General features: G+C 65.7%; 14 protein-coding genes and 1 riboswitch. Of the genes, 7 read left to right on the forward strand and 7 right to left on the reverse strand.

What is annotated here, in order from left to right; genetic code table 11:
- Nucleotides 1-30 precede the first annotated feature (30 nt).
- The 3 genes from BEP01S_RS00825 to BEP01S_RS00835 all read right to left on the reverse strand — a co-directional run bounded on the left by BEP01S_RS00825 (nt 31) and on the right by BEP01S_RS00835 (nt 3,941).
- A complete protein-coding gene (locus tag BEP01S_RS00825; RefSeq protein WP_244882005.1) occupies nt 31-1,389 on the reverse strand; it encodes an MFS transporter in 1,359 nt (452 codons plus the stop codon).
- An 8-nt stretch (nt 1,390-1,397) separates the two neighbouring features.
- Nucleotides 1,398-2,069 (reverse strand): GntR family transcriptional regulator, encoded by a 672-nt coding sequence (locus tag BEP01S_RS00830; RefSeq protein WP_157070481.1) that lies wholly within the window; start codon nt 2,067-2,069, stop codon nt 1,398-1,400.
- A gap of 114 nt (nt 2,070-2,183) precedes the next feature.
- On the reverse strand, nt 2,184-3,941 hold the full coding sequence (locus tag BEP01S_RS00835; RefSeq protein ID WP_062239476.1) for an FAD-dependent oxidoreductase: 1,758 nt from the start codon (nt 3,939-3,941) through the stop codon (nt 2,184-2,186).
- A 103-nt stretch (nt 3,942-4,044) separates the two neighbouring features.
- Between BEP01S_RS00835 and BEP01S_RS00840 the strand changes: the two genes are divergently transcribed.
- On the forward strand, nt 4,045-4,998 hold the full coding sequence (locus BEP01S_RS00840; protein WP_062239480.1) for a LysR family transcriptional regulator: 954 nt from the start codon (nt 4,045-4,047) through the stop codon (nt 4,996-4,998).
- Nucleotides 4,999-5,044: 46 nt separating this feature from the next.
- Here BEP01S_RS00840 and BEP01S_RS00845 read toward each other — a convergent pair whose 3' ends face one another.
- Complete coding sequence (locus BEP01S_RS00845) at nt 5,045-6,031, reverse strand: LLM class flavin-dependent oxidoreductase (protein WP_062239482.1); 987 nt, start codon at nt 6,029-6,031, stop codon at nt 5,045-5,047.
- A gap of 209 nt (nt 6,032-6,240) precedes the next feature.
- Between BEP01S_RS00845 and BEP01S_RS00850 the strand changes: the two genes are divergently transcribed.
- A complete protein-coding gene (locus BEP01S_RS00850) occupies nt 6,241-7,419 on the forward strand; it encodes a PQQ-dependent sugar dehydrogenase (protein ID WP_062239485.1) in 1,179 nt (392 codons plus the stop codon).
- Between the two features lie 196 nt (nt 7,420-7,615).
- Here the strand turns inward: BEP01S_RS00850 and BEP01S_RS00855 are convergent, their stop codons facing one another.
- The gene (locus tag BEP01S_RS00855) at nt 7,616-8,263 is read right to left on the reverse strand and encodes a copper resistance CopC family protein (RefSeq protein WP_235354946.1); all 648 of its coding nucleotides are present in this window, start codon (nt 8,261-8,263) and stop codon (nt 7,616-7,618) included.
- Between the two features lie 65 nt (nt 8,264-8,328).
- Nucleotides 8,329-8,844 carry a low molecular weight protein-tyrosine-phosphatase gene (locus BEP01S_RS00860; RefSeq protein WP_062239488.1) on the reverse strand — a complete coding sequence of 172 codons (516 nt, stop codon included), beginning with the start codon at nt 8,842-8,844 and terminating at the stop codon, nt 8,329-8,331.
- Between the two features lie 53 nt (nt 8,845-8,897).
- On the opposite strand from BEP01S_RS00860, the gene BEP01S_RS00865 reads away from it, so the two are divergent.
- Complete coding sequence (locus BEP01S_RS00865; protein ID WP_062239491.1) at nt 8,898-10,868, forward strand: M13 family metallopeptidase; 1,971 nt, start codon at nt 8,898-8,900, stop codon at nt 10,866-10,868.
- A 103-nt stretch (nt 10,869-10,971) separates the two neighbouring features.
- Here BEP01S_RS00865 and BEP01S_RS00870 read toward each other — a convergent pair whose 3' ends face one another.
- Entirely contained in the window at nt 10,972-12,636 is a 1,665-nt protein-coding gene (locus tag BEP01S_RS00870) for a DUF1684 domain-containing protein (RefSeq protein ID WP_244882006.1), read from the reverse strand.
- Nucleotides 12,637-12,769: 133 nt separating this feature from the next.
- On the opposite strand from BEP01S_RS00870, the gene BEP01S_RS00875 reads away from it, so the two are divergent.
- The 4 genes from BEP01S_RS00875 to BEP01S_RS00890 all read left to right on the forward strand — a co-directional run bounded on the left by BEP01S_RS00875 (nt 12,770) and on the right by BEP01S_RS00890 (nt 18,756).
- Nucleotides 12,770-14,074, forward strand: a complete 1,305-nt coding sequence (locus BEP01S_RS00875) for a M18 family aminopeptidase (protein WP_062239496.1) — start codon at nt 12,770-12,772, stop codon at nt 14,072-14,074.
- A gap of 80 nt (nt 14,075-14,154) precedes the next feature.
- Nucleotides 14,155-14,263, forward strand: a riboswitch (TPP riboswitch).
- Nucleotides 14,259-16,067 carry a phosphomethylpyrimidine synthase ThiC gene (gene thiC, locus BEP01S_RS00880; protein ID WP_062239499.1) on the forward strand — a complete coding sequence of 603 codons (1,809 nt, stop codon included), beginning with the start codon at nt 14,259-14,261 and terminating at the stop codon, nt 16,065-16,067. It overlaps the preceding riboswitch by 5 nt.
- A gap of 99 nt (nt 16,068-16,166) precedes the next feature.
- The gene (locus BEP01S_RS00885; protein WP_062239502.1) at nt 16,167-16,958 is read left to right on the forward strand and encodes an amidohydrolase family protein; all 792 of its coding nucleotides are present in this window, start codon (nt 16,167-16,169) and stop codon (nt 16,956-16,958) included.
- A gap of 31 nt (nt 16,959-16,989) precedes the next feature.
- Nucleotides 16,990-18,756 carry an ABC-ATPase domain-containing protein gene (locus tag BEP01S_RS00890; RefSeq protein WP_062239503.1) on the forward strand — a complete coding sequence of 589 codons (1,767 nt, stop codon included), beginning with the start codon at nt 16,990-16,992 and terminating at the stop codon, nt 18,754-18,756.
- The last annotated feature ends 47 nt before the right edge of the window (nt 18,757-18,803 follow it).

Here is an 18,803-nt window from a genome sequence, read left to right on the forward strand (position 1 = left end):
CCAGGTTGCTGGGCCGCCGTCGGGTAGCAATTAGGGGTGTTTGGTGGATATGGCGACTGCTGAGAGGCAGACTAGGCAGATGACGGCCACGGCCGCCAGGGACACCGTGTACGACAGCACGGGCAGCAGGGCGGCGAGCACCGTGGGCAGCAGGAACCCGGAGTATGCCAGCGAATAGTAGACCCCGGTGATGCCGGCGAGCTCCTGCGGTGAGGCGATGGCCTGGACGATGATGAGCCCCGAGACCACACAGATTCCGTAGGCGACACCGAGCACGATCGCCACGATGAACGCGAGGATCGGGTCCGCCAGAAGTGCGGCCACCGCCCCGAGCCCCATCCCCACGGTCATCAGCCCGAGTCCGACGACGAGCGCCCGCCCGCCGGTCAGTCGGTTGATCCACGGCACGATGTTCTGCACCAGCGCACCGGCTCCGAGCGTGACGACGGTGAGCACCGTGGCGTACATCGTCGTCCACTCCCCCAGCTCTCCCTGCACGATCGCCGGCATCACGGCATAGGCGACCCCGGCGGCACCGAACACCCAGGGCGCGGCCGGCACGATCAGTCGCAGGAACGTCCGATGCGCGACGAGCGGAACGCGCAGACCGTGCCACCAATGACCGCGGGCCCGACTCTCGCGCGGCAGCGATTCGGGCGCGAAGACCACGATGACGAGCGCTGCGAGGTTGAGCACTCCGTGCACGGCGTAGGGCACGACCTCGGGCACCGGCCCCCATTGGGCCAGACACCCGGTGACCGCCGCGCCCATGGCAAACCCCAAAGTCAGCGTCAGTGAAGGACGCCGGGCACCAGCGGTGATTCCGGCCTGGTGATCGAACGGCGGGGCCGAGAGCTCCTTGATCCAGCTCGTGCCCACCGACATCGCCACCCCGACACCGACCCCCGCGAACACCCTGCCCAGGCAGAGCAGCCAGAAGAGATCGAAACCGATCCCGAGCCCGAGACTGCCGGCGATCGCGGCGAGTGACCCGGCGATGAGCACGGGTTTGCGTCCATGCCGATCCGACAGCGCCGAGGCGACCAACAGTCCCGGAATGAGTCCGCCCACGTACATGCCCAGCAGCAGGTTCGCCTGCCAGATGGCGTAGCCGCCGTCCTCCTCATACATGTGCACGAGCGGAGTGAAGTGGTTGCCGCCCCACGCGAGCAGGAACATCGCCGGGGCCACCATCAGCCACGCCCGCGCCCGCCGTCGCCGTTCCGGCCCACGATCGGGATCCACCTCGCCGAGGCGGGACCGGGCAGGGTTCGGAACCTGCGTTTCGACGTCGGTGGCGGGGGCCGCCTCGGTGCGGGTATTCCTGTCCCCGGTGGGGACTGTCTCGGCGGCGGTGTCGTTCGTGGGGGTCGAGGGGTAAGCGGTCATGGTCCTCCTCAGCGGGACTGCGGGAAGTGGGAGCTCTCGATGTGGTCGCGGACCAGACGGGCGAAGCCGGTGGGGTCGCCCGCCTCGGCGCGGTCGGTGAGCCTTTCGTGCTCGGTCAGGAGCGTGTCGAGGGTGTGCGGTGCTTCGATGGCGACCTGATAGGTCAGGCGGGCCAGGCGCGGGCCCATGGTGGTGAGCATCTCGGTGACGATGGCGTTGTCGCCGCTGCGGATGAGGCGGGCGTGGAAGGCGTAGTCGGCGCTGGCGAAGCCGAGCGGATCGCCCGCGTCAAGGGCCTTCCTCTGTTCGCCGAGCAGGGTGCGCAGATCGGCGGCCAGAGCGGTGAGGTCGCCGCTGTCGGACAGTGTCTCGACGGCGTCGATCTCGAACATCGAGCGCACGGCGAGCAGGTCGCGGCGCTCCTTGCCCGTCACGGTGGTCACGAGCGCGCCCTTCTTGGGGACGAGGCGGACGAGGCGCCAGCGCTCGAGCTGGAGCATCGCCTCCCGGGCAGGGGTGCGACTGGCGTTGTGCGCGGCGGCGAGGTCGGACTCGATGAGGAGGTCGCCGGGTTCGTGTCGGCCTTCGATGATCTCTCGGGCGGCCGCCGCGGCCATGCGAACGGCGATCGGAGCGGAGTCGTCGATGCGCTGCCAGGGCAGTGTCAGCAAATCATTCACGGGCCCACAATATCAGATGCATACATTGATGCATGCATCATGTCCTGGCTCAGACATACCTGACGGCGGCCCAGCAACCTCGCGCGAGGTTGCTGAGCCGCCGTCAGGTAGCAATTATTCGACGAGTTTGCCTTCTTGGCTGATTTCGCCGGAGTGCATGAGGGCCGCGACGTCTGCCGAGACCGCTGGGATCGACTCGCGGACGACTCCGGCAGACGGCGACCAGACGAGGTTGACCGTGAGCTCCGGGTCGATCTCGGGGTAGTCGCTGCGGTTGTGGCAGCCGCGGGTCTCCCTCCGCTCCAGAGCGCATTCGAGCGTCGCCCGGGCCGCAAGCACCGACGACTGCAGGTCGAAGGCATGGGAGAGGTCGGCGAAACCGGCGATGTCGGGATGAATTCCCACAGACCCCATCCGCGCCTCGATGCCGGAAAGCTTCTCCAGTCCAGCCAAGAGTCCGGCCTCGTCGCGAACGACTCCGGCGTGCTCGGTCATGAGGTTGCGGACCTCCCGCTGCAGGGCACGCACGTTCTCCGTGCCCTCAGCCTCCAGCAGATCGGAGATCTCGGCCCGGGCCTCATCAACCGCGGCATGTGACCGCACCTGAGCCTCCAGCCCATCGGAGTAAGCGACGGCAGACCGGCCGACGATGCGGCCGAAGACTAGGAGCTCGATGAGCGAGTTCCCGCCCAACCGGTTCGCCCCGTGCAGACCGGACGATGCCTCACCGATGGCCCATAGGCCCTCGACGTCGGTGCTGTGGTCGACCGGGTCGACCCACACTCCGCCCATCGAGTAGTGCGCGGTCGGAGCTATCTCGATCGGCGAGGCGGTGATGTCGAGCATCTGCGTCTCCATGAGCGTCTGGAACACCCGGGGCAGCCGGCTCATGATGGTCTCGCGAGGCAGGTGGGAGACATCGAGCCACACTCCCCCGTTCTCGGTGCCGCGCCTTTCGGCGATCTCCGTATAGGCGGCCAGCGCCACCCGGTCGCGGGTCGAGAGCTCCATGCGCTGTGGGTCGTAGCGTTCCATGAACCGCTCCCCCAGACCGTTGCGCAGGATTCCGCCCTCTCCGCGGGCCGCCTCGGAGACGAGGGTGCCGGCGGCGTTCTCGGGTTCGATGATGCCCGAGGGATGGAACTGGACGAGTTCGGCATCGCGCAGTCGCGCACCAGCCTCGACGGCCAGGCGGAAGGAGTCGCCGGTGTTCTCATCCCGGCGTGAGGAGGTGCGTCGCCAGATCCGGTTGTGTCCACCGGCGGCGAGGATGACGGCGTCGGCGTGGATCCTGTACCCGGTGCCGTCGATGACGTCGAAGCCATAGGCGCCGAAGATGCGACCGCCTGAGACGAGCAGCTTCGTGATGTAGACGCGGTCGAGGATGGGGATGTTCAGGGATTCGGCGCGACGAATGAGGGTGCGCTGGATTTCCAGCCCCGTGTAGTCGCCGGCGAAAGCGGTGCGACGCCAGGTGTGGGCGCCGAAGAAGCGCTGAGAGATCCGACCGTCGTCCTCCTTCTGAAAGTCCATTCCATATCGCTCCAGGTCAGCGATGCCTTCGGCTGCTCCCTGAGTGACGATCTCGACGGTGCGGGGGTTGGCGAGGTCATAGGATTCCTTGATCGTGTCGGCCGCGTGCTGCTGCCAGGTGTCGTCCGGGTCCATCGTCGCCAGGGCCGCGTTGATGCCGCCGGCTGCCAGCGAGGTGTGGGCGTCCTCCTTCGGCCGTTTGCCGACAGCGAGAACGTCGGCCCCGGCCTCGGCGACCTCGATCGCGGCCCGCAGACCCGATCCGCCGGTTCCGATGACCAGCACCGAGGTGGAGATGGAGTGTTCTTTACGGCGGGATCCGCCCTGTGTGGTGTTCATGGAATCCACTATGGAACCGCCCATTCCATACGTCCAATGCATTGTTTGAGTCATATCAATAGAGATAGGCTATTGATATGTCTGACCTGCACGGAGACCGATCATGAACCTCGAACAGCTGAGAAGCTTCGCCGAGGTGGCCGCCACCGGCCATTTCACGAAAGCCGCCGCGACGCTCCACTTGGCCCAGCCCTCCCTGTCGCGACAGATCTCGACGCTGGAGAAGGAGCTCGGAGCCGAGCTCTTCCACCGCGCGCACGGTCACATCACGCTCACCGATGCCGGGGCGACGCTGCTGCCGACGGCGAAGCGCATGCTCGCCGACGCCGAGGCGATCCGCCGTGACATGGATGAGCTCGCGGGCTTGCAGCAGGGCCGGGTTCGGCTGGGTGCGACCCCGACCCTGTGCGTGAGCCTCGTGGCCGAGACGATCAGCCGGTTCCACGCCGCCCACCCCGGTGTCGAGCTCGAGCTGGTGGAGAAGGGGTCCCGTGAGCTCATCGAATCGTTGGCCGGCGGCGAGCTCGACCTCGCGCTCATCACCCGCACCTTCGAACTCGCCCCGCAGATGCCGCGGCTGAGTCTGCGCGGGATCCTCGCCGAGGATCTCGTTGTCATCGCCGCCGCCGGTTCCGATCTGCTCACCGCGGATCGCGCGATGACCGATGGGATCACCCTCGCCGAGGTGGCCGACCGTCCCCAGGTCCTGTTCCATCACGGTTACGACCTCAGGGAGGCGACTTCTGCAGCGTTCGACTCAGCCGGCCTGATACCACGAGTCGTCGTCGAGGGGGTGGAGATGGATGCGGCTCTGCGCTTCGTCGAGCGTGGTCTCGGGGTCGCGATCGTCCCGGCGATGGTCCTCGTCGACCGGCCCCGGTTGGATTCGGTGCCGCTGGTCGATCCTCGCCTGCCTCGCACGGTCAGCCTCGCTAAGCGCGCGGACGTGCGGGCGACCAGGGCCGCCTCGGCGATGGAGTCGACGGTCCTGTCCACAGCCCGCACGCTCACCGACGTCGAACCCGACCTCTCCGACTATGTCCGGGTGCTGGAGTAGGCAGTTCCCAGCTCAGCGCGCCGCCACGCGGACACGGCTCCGAACCTCAGAACCAGGCGTCGGCGAGCAGTCGCAGGGACTCGCGCTGCACATCGGGGTCATAGGCGTAGGTAACGGTGATGAGCTCATCGGCACCGGTGCGCTCGACGAACTCAGCCATCTGCGCGGTCGCCGTATCCGGCGAACCGACGGCGCTGATGGACAGCATCGGGCTCGTCCCGCCCTGCGCGTAGATCTCGGCCGGGTCGACCGGGGGCTGCAGATTGCGGCGGCGCCCGGTGCGCATGTCATTGAACATCTGCTGGACCGACGTGAACTGGCGGGCCGCCTCGGCGTCGGTGTCGGCGACCATGACGTTGATCCCGGCCATGACGTAGGGTTCGTCGATCTGCGCGGTCGGAGCATCGGTGGTGAACGAATCGCGGTAGGTCTTGATGGCGATGTCGATCTGGTCGGGCGCAAAGTGCGAGGCCAGGGAGAACGGCAGTCCCAGCTGCCCGGCGATCGAAGCGCCGTTCATCGTCGAGCCGAGCACCCAGATGGGCACCTCCATCCCCGCCGAGACCGCGGACTTGATCGGCATGGTGTGCGCCTGCCCGGTGTCAGAGAACCAGCCCTGCATGTCATAGATGTTCTGCGCGAAATCCTGCGGTTCGGCCGAGGATCGGGCGAGCGCCTGCGCGGTCATCCCGTCCGTGCCGGGTGCGCGTCCGAGGCCCAGGTCGATGCGCGGCCCGTGGATGTTCGCGAGCGTCCCGTACTGTTCGGCGACCATGAGCGGGGCGTGGTTGGGCAGCATGACACCACCGGATCCGACCCGGATCTTCTCCGTCACCGAGGCGGCCTGTGAGATCAGCAGGGCCGTGGCGCTGGCGGCCAGGCCCATCGTGTTGTGGTGTTCGGCGAACCACAGGCGCTTATATCCCAGCTCGTCGGCCAGCTTCGCCGACGTCATCGATTCGGCTATGCCTTCGTGTGCGGTGGAGCCTTCCCTGATGGAGACGAGATCGAGGATATTCAACGGAACGGACACGGTAGGGGTCTCCTTCGGTAAGCGCGTGGTGCGGCCGGAAAACGCAGTCGCAAGAATTTCAGTCACTTGAGGCAACAGTCCGGGCAGACGGTTCTATTCCTGTGCAGACGATCCCAGTCGGGACCAAGAGGTTCAGTTCGACGGCGGCCGGCGGATAGTCTGGTTCGACCGGGTTCCCCGATGGCGGACTCCCCGATGAAGGAGAGATCATGAGCGCCTCAGCACAGCACCGAACCGGACGGCTTCTCACCGGTGCCGCGGTATCTCTGGCTGTGGTCCTCTCCGCCTGCTCCTCGGACTCGGGCTCGTCCGATTCCGACGGTCGGGACGGGTCAGAGTCAGGAGCCGCGTCGGCTAGTGCGGATTCCGGGCCATCCGATTCCCGATCCGAGGAGTCGTCCGCACCGGGTGCGGGCTCTCCCGAGGTCGTCGCCACCGGACTCGAAGCCCCTTGGTCGATCGCCTTCCACGGACAGAGCATGTTGGTAAGCGAACGCGATTCGGGTCGCATCCTCGAAGTCTCCGCAGGTGGGGATGTTCGTGAGGTCGGTCGGATCGATGATGCCTCGGCCTCGGGTGAGGCCGGTCTCCACGGGCTCGCCGTCGACGATGACAGTCTCTATGCTTTCTTCGCCGCTGGTACGGAGAATCGGATCGTGCAGTTCGACCTCCTCGGCGAAGCCGGGGATCTGTCCTTGGGTGAGGAGGAGACGATCCTCGACGGACTGCCGACCGCGAACTTCCACAACGGCGGGCGGTTGGCGTTCGGTCCTGACGAGATGCTCTATGCCACGCTCGGAGATACGGGCGATCGCGACAGTGCTCAGGACGAGGAGGAACTGTCCGGAAAGATTCTGCGGATGACGCCCGACGGAGAGGTTCCCAAGGACAATCCGTTCGGCGATTCCCTAGTCTTCAGCATGGGGCACCGGAACCCGCAGGGCATCGGGTGGGACGACGAGGGCACGATGTATGCCTCGGAATTCGGGCAGGACACATGGGATGAGCTCAACGTCATCGAAGCCGGCGGCAATTATGGGTGGCCCGAAGTCGAAGGCGTCGCCGATGGCGGCGGGGCTGGTGATGCCGGTGGCGGGGATGGCGATTTCATCGACCCGGTGCAGCAGTGGTCGCCCAACGAAGCAAGCCCCAGCGGACTGGCCGTCACCGATGACAGCATCCTCATCGCAGGTCTGCGCGGTGAGCGTCTGCACCAGGTGCCGCTGAACGACCTGAAATCGTCAACGGAGCTGTGGACCGGCGAGCATGGGCGGCTGCGCGATGCGGTCGAGGCTCCTGACGGTTCGCTGCTCGTGCTGACGAACGACACCGACGGCCGTGGAGATCCCGACCCGGACGACGATCAACTCTTGCGCTTCACTCCCTGACGGAGTCAGCGTCGGCGTCAGCGTCAGCGTCGATCGACCGGCCAGCCCGCCAATCCGACGCCTGCGATCGACCGCCCCGACGCCCCGCCACCCGGCAGAAACGGCTGAACCGCTGAAAGAAATGACCGAGGCCCCGAACGCTCGTTGCGTTCGGGGCCTCGTGAAAGCAGTACTAGTGCCGTGTGCCTGTTCTTACTCAGTTGTCCTTGGTTCCGGGCAGGCCCTGGGACTTGCGACGCATGAGCAGGACGACGATGACGATGACGGCCAGGCCGCCGACGGACAGCAGCACGATCATCGGGGTCGACATTCCGGAATCGCTGCCGGTGGATTCGCCGATCTCGCCGCGGTCCTCGGTGTCCTTGCCCGGTTCGTCGACGACTCCGCCGCCGAGTCCGGCCTTCGTCGACTCTTCGGTCGACTCCTTGACGTCACCGCCGGCGCCCTCGGCGTCCTTGATCGTGAACGCGTAGTCGCCGGAGATCGGGTGGCCGTCCTGCGACACCACGCGCCAGGTGACCTCGTAATCACCGGGCTTGAGGTCATCAGGGAGAGCAACGCTGAGCTTCTTGCCCTCAACGGTCAGCTCACCTGCGGAGACATCCTTGCCGTCGACGATGACCTTGACCTCGGAGCCGACTTCCTGGATGTCGCCGGAGAAGTTCATCTCGAGCCACTTGGGCTGCTGATCGAGTTCGGCACCGTCCTCGGGATTCGACGACACCAGCTGATCGTGCGCACTGGCTGCAGGGGCGAAAGCGAACACGCTCATCGCGGCCACCAGCAGGGCGGCGAAGCCCAGCCTGAGAGCGGACCAGTTCTGTCGTGTCATGAGACGAGTCATGAGAGTTTCTCCTTCGAGGCGTACCTGCGATTTCGGTCGTGTCAGCAAGCTTCTGCCTACTAGTATCACTGAGTTTTCGCGGCCAGCGCGCGCAGACGTTCCGTGATTCCCGGCACGGACACTTCAATTGTCTCAAGAGTTTCTTCGAAATCCTTGAATTCCCCGTACCAGGGGTCCTCGACATCCGGTGCCGGAACACCGGCGCCCTCGACCCCGGCCACCCGCGGATCGAACTCGCGCAGCATCCGCAGCTCCGGGGCCGCCTCGGCGGGAAGTTCTGAGATCATCCGCTCCAGGGCACGATAATGGCGGGCGGTCATCGCCACTGCCAGGTCGCGCTGCGCCAACCATTCGGGCGTGATCTGCCGGGCGACATGATCGTCCGTACGGTAGCCGGCTGCGGCGAGCACACGAGCCTGACGGGGGTCGATGGGGTTGCCGGCCTCCTCGTCGCTGATCCCGGCGGAGTCGACGACCGCCTCGGCGCCGTCTTCGGCCAGATGATGCTCAAGCACACGTTCAGCGGTGACGGACCGGCAGATGTTGCCGGTGCACACGAAAACGACGGATGCCAGACTCATTCGTTCCTCCTCGGGCAGGGCGTGCGGGGCTCTGATCACGATACTGTGGGGCCATGACTTCTGAAACCTCACAGACCTCGATCAGGCCTCAGGATGACCTGTACCAGCACATCAACGGCGAGTGGATCGACTCGTTCACGATCCCCGATGACCGTGCCGGCGACGGAGCCATGCGTGAGCTCTTCGACACCGCAGAGACCAAGGTCCGCGACATCATCACCTCCGTGACCGACTCCCCGCAGGAACCCGGCTCCGAAGGGCAGAAGGTCGCCGACCTGTTCACCGCGTTCATGGACGTCGAGCGCATCAACGACCTCGGCGTCGCCCCGCTGACCTCGACGTTCGCAGCCATCGATGCCGCCGAGGACAAGTCCGAACTCGCAGCCACCCTCGCCCGCCTCGAGACCGAAGGCATCGGCGGAGTCCTCGGCGGGTACGTCACCGCCGACGCGAAGGACTCCGACGTCTACGCCCTCTACCTCGTCCAGGCCGGCATCTCCCTGCCCGACGAGGACTACTACTTCAACGACGACCACGCTGAGGTGCGCGCGAAGTTCCTCGCGCACGTGCAGAAGATCGCGGCCCTGGCCGGCCTCGGCGAGAAGTCCGGAATCTCCGACGCCGAGGTGGCCGCCAAGGTGATGGCGTTCGAGACCGAACTCGCCCGCCACCACTGGGACCGCGTGGCCTGCCGTGACGCGGAGAAGACGTACAACAAGTATTCGATCTCCGAGCTGCGCGACCTCGGACCCGAGTTCGACTTCGACTCCTACTTAGGGATCCTCACCGCCGATGCGGCCGACCTGAAGTACCTCGTGGTCTCCCAGCCCTCGTTCGTCACGGGCATGGCGAAGGTGTGGGCGGAGACCGACATCGAGACCATCAAGACCTGGCTGCGCTTCGTCGTCGTCTCCGACACCGCTTCGCTGCTCTCGGATGAGCTCGTCGAGGAGAACTTCGACTTCCACTCCCGCACTCTCTCGGGCACTCCTGCCCTGCGGGAGCGCTGGAAGCGCGGGGTCAGCCTCGTCGAGGGCTACCTCGGTGAGGCCGTGGGCAAACTCTACGTCGCCGCTGAGTTCCCGCCGTCGTCCAAGGACGCGATCGATCACCTCGTGGGCATGCTCATCAAGGCCTATGACAAGTCGATCCGCGAACTCGACTGGATGAGCGAGGAGACGAAGGAGCGGGCGCTGGTCAAGCTCTCGAAGTTCACTCCGAAGGTCGGCTATCCGGATGTGTGGCGGGAGTACCCGGCCGCGATCGATGCCTCCGACCTCGTGGGGAATGTGCGTCGCTGCTCGCAGGCCGAGCATGTGCGGCAGGTGAAGCGGATCGGCGGACCCATCGACCGCACCGAATGGCTGATGACCCCGCAGACGGTCAACGCCTACTACCACCCGGTGATGAACGAGATCGTCTTCCCCGCAGCGATCCTCCAGCCGCCGTTCTTCGACGCCGCCGGTGATGTGGCCGCGAACTTCGGTGCGATCGGCGCGGTCATCGGTCACGAGATCGGGCACGGCTTCGATGATCAGGGTTCGCGCTATGACGGCGACGGCAACCTCGTCGACTGGTGGACCGAATCAGACCGCACCCTGTTCGAGGAGCGCACGAACGCCCTCATCGCCCAGTACGAAGAGCTGGTTCCTGCCGGTCTCGAGCCGAACCAGCACGTCAACGGGGCGCTGACGGTCGGTGAGAACATCGGCGACCTCGGCGGTCTGTCGATCGGGTGGAAGGCTCTCGAACTCGAACTCGGCGAACGCGCAGGCACCCCGGGCGTGCCGGTGACGCCGTCGGCTGATCAAGCGAAGGCGTTCTTCGAAGCGTGGGCGAAGGCCTGGCGGTCGAAGATGCGCACCGAGGAGCGTGTTCGCCGACTGTCGATCGACCCGCATTCGCCGGAGGAGTTCCGCTGCAATCAGGTCGTGAAGAATATGACCGCGTTCCACGACACCTATGGCGTAGCTGAGGGCGACGGCATGTACCTCGCCCCCGAATCCCGAGTCACCATCTGGTAATTGCTACCTGACGGCGGCCCAGCAACCTTGCGCGAGGTAGCTGGGCCGCCGTCAGGTAGTTCGGGGAGGAAACGGGCGCTGGGGCTGAGGCGGGGAGACGGGTTCAGCGGTGGTGGCGGATGAGCGCGACCATGCGGTAGTCGAATTCCTGCCAGCTTGCGATCGCGGCGCCGGACTCCATCGCCGCCCGGAGGTCCTCGATCTCCGTGCGATCGGATTCGAGTGGAATGTCGAAGGGCATCTCCACGTAGATCAGCCCGCTGGCGTCGGTGTGGACGATGTCGAAACCGGCCTTCTTCGGGTCGAGTTCGTTGTTCATCACAATGAGCAGACGATCCGCCGGCGCCTCGTATTCGGTCTCGATGCCATCGACATAGCCCTGCTGCGAGCGCAGCTCCCGCTGAGCTTGGATGACGAACGCCGAGTACGCGCCGATGCCGATGACCGGAATCCGTGAGGTCAGCGCTTCGGTGGCGACATCGATGAGCCGCGACCGCGCCTTGCGCCCCAGCGGGGACAGATCTCCGCCAGACATGGCGACCCCGTCGAAGCCGACGAGCGAGATCCGCCCATCGTCGTGGCTGGGGTTGAGGATCGTGATGTCGAGGCCGAAACGCGAGTACCAGGGGCGAGTCACCTCGGCGCTCTCTTCGTCCCACCACACGTAGAAGAGGAACGGCACGTTGATCCCAGCCTCCGAATAGAAGAACGGAGGACGCCGCTCCCCTGCGGTGACGTCGAAGGGAACGACGTTTCCCTCGATCGGGGCCGGGCAGGTGGCGAACGAGGTGAACGCGAACGGGTAGTTCACCGCCCGGTTGAAATCGATGACGAGCGACCCGTCCTGGTTCGGCACTCCGAGGTCGATGGTCCGCCACGACGAGGTGGTGCTCCCATTCGTCGAATCGTGGAAGTCCAGCTGGAGTCCGGTCTTCGGGCATCCGGTGGCGAGCAGGCTGACTTCGCCGTGCTGAGTCTCGAAGGTGACGATTCCCGCCGCCTGCGTCTGCAGCTGCAGGTCCTCCTGGGCGGTTTCGATCGTGTAGGTCCGGAACGGATCGAATCGGGTGAACCGAGCGAGGAAGACGAAGTCCGGGTCCGGGTCGAAGACCGGAACCTCGAAGAACTTCCCGAGCAGCGGGGACTTCGAATTGCGCACACGCACACCGAGGCGGCCGCCGCGGTCGATGAGTTCGTAGAGGACGTTGCCGACGGTGAACCAGTTGAGCGATCCGCCGGCAGGAAGCTTAGCGCTGAACCCGTTCTCCTCGACACGGACCTGAGGTCGGGCAGACACAGCGTCGTGTCCGCCGGATCCGGCATCGGCTCCCGCAACAGAATCGCCACCGGCAGAGCCAGAGCCTGCCACGCCCGCGTCGGACCCGCCCGCATTCACCTGGTCCGTGACCGTCGGCAGGGTCGAGGTGTCGCTGGGCACTGCCGGGCTGGTCGCCCGAGTCGGTCCGGAGTTGGTCCCACCCGAATCATTCGTCCCAACACCGCCACCGACGCCTCCACCCGAGGCACCGCCGTTTTCGACCTTGCTGAGCAGATCGAACGTCTCGGCGGCGGGTCCGGCTTTGATGCCGGTTTTCAGGGACACGGTCACCCACCCGTCGTCGACGGTGAAAGTACCGGGGGCGTCGGTCCAGGTCGATTCGGCGTCGAGCCAGTGCAGTCCGACGACGCTGAGCCAGCCGAACGGTTTCGCCAGTGCCGAGTTTCGTGAGTCGCGCCAGGTGTTCCACTCCGTCACGAACTGGTTCACGTCGAACACTCCTTGCCGTCGCTGGTGCGGTCGCAGGGTCGCTGCCCCCGCCTGATTCTCGAACGCGGTGGCAACCCGGCGCCCGAGACCTGTCTTATGTCATCCAAACTACCGCAAACGATAGGCTGGGGAAATGAATGAATCACTCCCGAGACCGGACGCGGCCGCGACGACAGCGGCCGACCTCGGCGACTTCGTCAGCGCATCCCCCAGCTCATACCACGCGGTGGCCACCGCTGCGAAACGCATGGAAGAGGCCGGATTCTCCCGTCTCGACGAGACCGTTCCCTGGGCGCTGACGCCCGGGACCGGACACTACGTCATCCGCGACGGCGCGCTCATCGCTTGGATGAATCCCACCGTCACCGAGGCGGCTCCCCGGTTCCGCGTGTTCGGTTCCCACACCGATTCCCCCGCTTTCAAGCTCAAACCCGGCGGCGAGTACACCGTCGAGGGCACCCGTCAGGTCGGCGTGGAGATCTACGGCGGGCCGCTGCTGAATTCGTGGCTCGACCGCGAGCTCGCCTTCGCCGGGCGGCTCAGCCTTGCCGACGGCAGCATCGTGCTCGCCCGAACCGGGCCGATCGCCCGCATCCCGCAGCTCGCGATCCACCTGGACCGGCAGGTCAATGAAGGTCTGGCACTCGACAAGCAGCGTCATACCGCTCCTGTCATCGGCCTGGCCGATCTCGCCGAGGCGGACATCATCGAACTGCTCGCCGCCTCCGCCGGCGTCGATGCCGAAACTGTCGTCGGTCACGACGTCTACACCATTCCCACTCAGGAGCCGGCCCTCTTCGGTGCCGCCGAGGAATTCTTCGCCTCGCCGAGGCTGGACAACCTGCTGTCCGTCCACGCCGGCGTCACCGCACTGACCCAGCTCGATGCCGATAGGCTCGACGGCATCTCCCTGTTGGCGGCCTTCGATCATGAGGAGATCGGGTCGAATTCGCGTTCGGGTGCGTGTGGTCCGTTCCTCGCCGATGTCACCGAGCGCATCGTCGCCTCATTGCTGCCGCAGTCGACGCGCAGCGATTATCTCGCATCGATGGCCTCCTCGGTGTGTGTCTCCTCCGATGCCGGGCATGCTGCCCATCCGAACTATCCGGAACGTCATGATCCGCATGTGCGCCCCCGCCTCGGCGGCGGTCCCCTGCTCAAGCTCAATGCTCAGCAGCGCTACGCCACGGATGCGGTCGGCACCGCGGTGTGGTCGCAGGCGTGCGCGGCCGCCGGAGTCGAATACCAGGATTTCGTCTCGAACAATGCGATGCCCTGCGGGTCGACGATCGGACCGCTGACCGCGACCCGTCTGGGAATGACCACCGTCGACGTCGGTCCTGCCCTGTACTCGATGCACTCGGCACGCGAAATGGTCGCGGTCTCTGACGTCGTCGCTCTCGGCGCGGCCGCGAAGGCGTTCCTCCAGGGCAGCTGACCGCCGCGCCGCATTTCCGGCGGGACTCGATTCCGCCGAAAGTGCAGTTGTCCTCACTGCGTCAGTCGTGATACGAATTGCACGACCCCACGGGAGCCCTCTGCAAGGGCTGAGATCGGACTGCATCGTCCGAGACCGTAGAACCTGATCCGGTTGATACCGGCGTAGGAAGTGAGGACTGCAGATGACTGCATTCACCCCGGAAACACCTGCCCCAGCCACGACTTCGGCTTCCGCACCTTTGCACGACGAATTCACCCTCGAGCAGTATCCGACGCATTCGCCGGCATGGGTTGATGACGAGGAACACGGCATCCGCGTTCCCGTGACCCGCATCGAACTCGAGGACTCGAACGACCGGGCGAACGATCCCGTCGACGTCTACCGCACCGTCGGACCGGGCAGCATCCCGGAAGAGGGACTGCCCGCTCTGCGATTCCCGTGGATCGAGAACCGCCTCGACACTGAGACCTACGACGCCCGCGGCCACCGCATCGCCGACGACGGTCGTGCCGCCGTCCGCCGAGGTGCCCCGTCGCAGCAGTGGAAGGGACGCAAACCGGTCCCCCGTCGGGCCAAGTCCGGCCGCACGGTGACCCAGATGCACTACGCAAGGCAGGGCATCATCACCCCGGAGATGCAGTTCGTCGCGCTCCGCGAACAGTGCGATGTCGAACTCGTCCGTGCCGAGCTCGCCGCCGGCCGCGCAATCATTCCGAACAACATCAATCACCCCGAATCCGAGCCGATGATCATCGGCAAAGCGTTCCTCGTCAAGATCAACGCGAACATCGGCAATTCCGCGGTCACCAGCTCCATCGCCGAGGAGGTGCAGAAGCTGCGGTGGGCCGCGAAGTGGGGTGCCGACACCCTCATGGATCTGTCGACCGGCAATGACATCCACACCACCCGGGAGTGGATCATCCGCAATTCGCCGATCCCCATCGGCACCGTCCCGATCTATCAGGCGCTGGAGAAGGTCGACGGCGATGCGAACGCGCTGACCTGGGAGGTCTATCGCGACACAGTCATCGAGCAGTGCGAGCAGGGTGTCGACTACATGACCGTGCACGCCGGTGTGCTGCTGCGCTACGTTCCTCTCACGGCCGACCGGGTCACAGGGATGGTCTCGCGCGGCGGGTCCATCATGGCCGGCTGGTGCCTTGCCCACCACGAGGAGAACTTCCTCTACACCCACTTCGATGAACTCTGTGAGATCTTCGCTCGCTATGATGTCGCCTTCTCGCTCGGCGACGGACTGCGGCCGGGTTCTATCGCCGATGCCAACGATGCCGCCCAGTTCGCCGAGCTCGACACTCTCGCCGAACTCACCGAACGCGCGTGGGCCCATGACGTCCAGGTGATGGTCGAAGGACCCGGGCACATTCCCCTCCACCTCGTGCGGGAGAACGTCGAACGCCAGCAGGAGCTCTGCCACGGGGCACCGTTCTATACCCTGGGTCCGCTGGTCACGGACATCGCGCCCGGATACGACCACATCACCTCGGCGATCGGGGCGACCGAAATCGCTCGCTATGGAACCGCGATGCTCTGCTACGTCACACCGAAGGAGCATCTCGGCCTGCCCGACCGCGACGACGTCAAGACCGGAGTGATCACGTACAAGATCGCCGCGCATGCCGCGGACCTCGCGAAGGGTCACCCCGGTGCGACGGCCCGCGACGATGCGCTGTCGAAGGCTCGGTTCGAGTTCCGGTGGCGAGACCAGTTCGCCCTCGGCCTCGATCCGGAGACTGCTGAGGCGTTCCACGATGAGACCCTGCCGGCCGAACCGGCGAAGACCGCGCACTTCTGCTCGATGTGCGGTCCGAAGTTCTGCTCGATGCGCATCTCCCAGGACATCCGAGACACCTACGGCAGCGCCGAGGCTCAACAGGCCCTGGCGGGAATGCAGCAGAAGAGCCGCGAGTTCCTCGCATCGGGAGGAGAAGTCTACCTGCCCGATCCGTCCGTCGGACTCAAAGCAGACTGACCGTCGTTCAAGGCGTGGCGCGTCGATCGAACTGTGCACGAGTCGGCTTACGCGCCACGCCTTGAACGAGGGGCACGTCCGAGCCAGTAAGTTGACGGTATGAGCGAACTCCAGCGTGCCTTCGACGCGCACCTGCACATCATCGATCCGAGCCATCCGCTGATCGAGAACAACGGTTATCTGCCCGATCCGTTCACGGTCACTGATTATCGCGCGCGACTCCAGAGCCTCCCCGATGTGGGAGTCGAGATCGCCGGAGGCGCCGTCGTGTCCGGGTCATTCCAACGCTTCGACCAGGGATACCTCATCGATGCCCTGAGCGAACTCGGATCGAACTATGTCGGCGTCACCCAGCTGCCGGATGAGACCACCGATGATCAAATCCAGCGCCTCGACGCAGCCGGGATCAAGGCGCTGCGATTCAACATCGCCCGCGGTGGCTCGGCCACTCTCGATGCCCTCGACAGCTTTGCTCGACGGGTCCATGACCTTGTCGGATGGCACGCCGAGCTCTATATCGACGCCCGCACCATCGACGAGGACCTCGCCGCACGCATCGCTTCACTGCCGGCGGTGAGCATTGATCACCTGGGCATGCACGAGGACGGATTGTCCACCCTGCTGCGCCTCGTCGAGGGCGGGGTGAAGGTCAAGGCCACCGGTTTCGGTCGTGTGGAACTCGATCCCGCCGAGGCGGTCCGTCGCATCGTCGACACCGATCCGAGCGCGCTGATGGTGGGCACGGATCTGCCGTCGACGCGGGCCCACCGCCCCTTCGCCGATGCCGATTTCACGCTTCTTCGTCAGGTGCTCACCCCCGCCGAAGTGGACGCGGTGTTCTGGTCCAATGCGGCCCATTTCTACGGCGTCGAGTCCGCATCCGCTGAGTAGACGTTCATCTCCCGCCAGTAGCATGAGTGAAATGAGTTCACGTCAGTCGAATCTCGCCTCTACTCTGCATAACCTCGACGGTCGCAGCTACGGCAATCTCAAGCAGATCCGCGGCCGCTACACCTTCGGACCGGTCACCGTATTCATCGACCGGGTCCAGGCCGATCCGTTCGCTTCCCCGTCGAAGGTCCGGGTCCGCGTCGACCGTGCCGATGCGAAGTTCCCGCTCAACCTCACCACTGATCGCGCCGACCGCATCGCCGCCGCCGATTATCTGCTCCGAGCCGGCAACGAGGTGCTTGCGAAGCTCGAACAGCGCGCACTCATCCTCGGCCGCCCCGGGCAGGAGGTCCTCGAGCGGACGAACATCCTCATCGATGACGCCGGATTCGACGCACGACTGCTCGTCAATCTGCCAGCGCGCGGCCGCCGCATCCTCGGCCATCAGGCAGCGGACATCCTTACCCGTGATCTGCCGGAATTCGCCGAACGGCTCTTCCTCTTCGACCGCTGGTCAGACGCCCCAGCAGGCAGAGGAGGGAACACTCCCGCCCCATCGGCCCGCGGGCTCGCCGACCACGTCCAACTGCACCGGGATCAGCTGGAACTGCGCAGCCACCTCGGCGAGGCAGGACTCATCGGATTCATCGGCAACGGTGCGATCCTCCCGCGGACGTCCGGGGATTCGGACCTGCCGATGAAGTCCTCGGATGCGGTTGTCTTCACCTCCCCTCCCGAACTCGAGCACACGGTCGAACTCTCCAGCGGCCGCACCGTCACCGGCATGGGCATCCCTCGCGGAGTCACCGTCATCGTCGGCGGCGGCTATCATGGGAAGTCGACGATTCTGCGCGCGCTCGAACGCGGCGTCTACCCGCATATCGCCGACGACGGGCGCGAATGGGTCATCAGCGACCCGACTGCCACCTCCATTCGAGCCGAGGACGGACGCGCCGTCACCGGCGACGACATCTCGGCGTTCATCAACAACCTACCCTCGGGCACTGACACGAGATTCTTCTCCACGACGAACGCCAGCGGGTCGACCTCGCAGGCGGGCAACCTCGTCGAAGCCATCGAGGCGGGTGCGCGCACCCTGCTCATCGACGAGGACACATCGGCGACGAACTTCATGATCCGCGACGAACGGATGCGTGCACTCATCCCTGCTGAGCGGGAACCGATCACCCCGTTCGTCGATCGCGTCCGACCTCTGCTGACCAGGCAGGGTGTGTCCACGGTGCTTGTCGCCGGCGGGTCGAGTGCGTTCTTCGAGGTCGCCGACCACATCATCGCGCTCGACGCCTATGTGCCCAAGGAAGTCACGGACCAAGCGCATGAGCTCGTCGGCATCACCGCAGCCGACCTCGAAACGGCTCCAACCGGCAGCGACCCGGACACCGGTTCAGATTCCCCCGCCGCCCCCGCTTTCGCCGCCGCACCGCGTGTGCCGACGGCGAAGGCGCTGCGGCCGGCGTCGAAGACGAAGACCGCTCGAGCGAAGGGATCCGACCGGATCCAATTCGGCCGCGACTTCATCGACCTCATCGCCATCGCTCAGCTCGTCGACGCTCAGCAGGCATCGGGAGTGGCCGAAGCCCTCGAATACTTCACGGAGATCTTCGACGGACGCATTTCCCTGACCGAGGCGCTGGCCGAGGTCGAGGACATGCTCGACGCTGAGGGCCTCGACGGAATCACCGGCCACCGCGACCATCCGGGCCACCTGACCCGGCCGCGCCGGCAGGAGATCGCCGCCGCACTCAACCGCTACCGCGGCCTGAGCCTCGAACGATGAATATCCACGAAGCGACGGCTTAACGCCGCGGTTCGGGGAATTCCGAT

It is taken from the genome of Brevibacterium epidermidis NBRC 14811, assembly GCF_001570805.1.
Classification (GTDB): domain Bacteria; phylum Actinomycetota; class Actinomycetes; order Actinomycetales; family Brevibacteriaceae; genus Brevibacterium; species Brevibacterium epidermidis.

Coding starts and splice junctions, on each gene's coding strand:
- BEP01S_RS00825 (WP_244882005.1), bottom strand. CDS start 1,389: ATGACCGCTTACCCCTCGACCCCCACGAACGACACCGCCGCCGAGACA.
- BEP01S_RS00835 (WP_062239476.1), bottom strand. CDS start 3,941: ATGAACACCACACAGGGCGGATCCCGCCGTAAAGAACACTCCATCTCC.
- BEP01S_RS00840 (WP_062239480.1), top strand. CDS start 4,045: ATGAACCTCGAACAGCTGAGAAGCTTCGCCGAGGTGGCCGCCACCGGC.
- BEP01S_RS00850 (WP_062239485.1), top strand. CDS start 6,241: ATGAGCGCCTCAGCACAGCACCGAACCGGACGGCTTCTCACCGGTGCC.
- BEP01S_RS00855 (WP_235354946.1), bottom strand. CDS start 8,263: ATGACTCGTCTCATGACACGACAGAACTGGTCCGCTCTCAGGCTGGGC.
- BEP01S_RS00860 (WP_062239488.1), bottom strand. CDS start 8,844: ATGAGTCTGGCATCCGTCGTTTTCGTGTGCACCGGCAACATCTGCCGG.
- BEP01S_RS00865 (WP_062239491.1), top strand. CDS start 8,898: ATGACTTCTGAAACCTCACAGACCTCGATCAGGCCTCAGGATGACCTG.
- BEP01S_RS00875 (WP_062239496.1), top strand. CDS start 12,770: ATGAATGAATCACTCCCGAGACCGGACGCGGCCGCGACGACAGCGGCC.
- thiC (WP_062239499.1), top strand. CDS start 14,259: ATGACTGCATTCACCCCGGAAACACCTGCCCCAGCCACGACTTCGGCT.
- BEP01S_RS00885 (WP_062239502.1), top strand. CDS start 16,167: ATGAGCGAACTCCAGCGTGCCTTCGACGCGCACCTGCACATCATCGAT.
- BEP01S_RS00890 (WP_062239503.1), top strand. CDS start 16,990: ATGAGTTCACGTCAGTCGAATCTCGCCTCTACTCTGCATAACCTCGAC.